This is a genomic window from Kocuria sp. CH-021 (assembly GCF_049716185.1).
In the GTDB taxonomy this organism is placed as follows: domain Bacteria; phylum Actinomycetota; class Actinomycetes; order Actinomycetales; family Micrococcaceae; genus Kocuria; species Kocuria cellulosilytica.
This window is the reverse complement of record NZ_JBNAFK010000062.1, coordinates 1-765: the sequence shown is the minus strand read 5'-3', so window position 1 is coordinate 765 and position 765 is coordinate 1. Positions and strand designations below refer to the sequence as shown.

Below are 765 nucleotides of genomic sequence, written 5' to 3'. Positions count from 1 at the left end.
CGAGATGGACCACGGCGAGATGGACCACGGCGAGATGGACCACGGCGAGATGGACCACGGCGAGATGGACCACGGCGGTCACGGCGGGATGGACATGGCCCCGGGGGGAATCCCCCTGGCCGAGGGCGGGGAGGACCGTGACGGGCTGGAGATGGACGTGCTCCGTCTGCCGCTCGGTCCCGTGCTGCCGTTCTGGCCGGCCGGGCTCGTGCTGCGCTGCACCCTGCAGGGGGATGTCGTGGTGGAGGCCGAGACTTCCGTGGTCGACGGCCGGAACGACACCCAGGACGACGGCGAGGACGACGGCGCCGCAGCGGCCGGGCCGCACCCCGGTCCCGCACCTCCTGCGGTGGTGGCGTGCGACCAGGTCATGGCGCTGCTGGCCCTGGCCGGGGCCGAGGACGCGGCGGCGTGTGCCCGGCGCACCCGGGACGCCCTCCTGCAGAGCGATCGGGGCGCCGCCCGGGACGCCGCCGAGCGGCTGCACCGGACGGTGCGGAGATCGCGGCTGCTCCGCTGGTCGCTGCGGGGCGTGCTCCCGCTCGGCCCGCCCGACCTGGAGCACCATGAGCTGCCGCGGCACTGCCTCGGGGACGCCCACGACCGACTGCTGTCCCGGGTGGAACGGATCCGGGCCGAGGCCGGTGGCGCGGAGCCGGCCGCAGTGGCGCAACCGGTCCGGATGGACGACGGCGCGGTGCCGTGGGCGGTGCTGCCGGACCTGGTGACCGGACTGGAGCTGGCCTCCGTCCGGCTGGCCGTGGC

At 75.9% G+C, this 765-nt stretch carries 1 protein-coding gene; it reads left to right on the top strand.

Going from position 1 to position 765, the window contains the following annotated elements; translation table 11 throughout:
* Positions 1-19: 19 nt before the first annotated feature.
* Positions 20-765: hypothetical protein (locus tag ACPYN7_RS18015; protein WP_424348558.1), on the top strand; the 746-nt coding region annotated here is incomplete at its 3' end.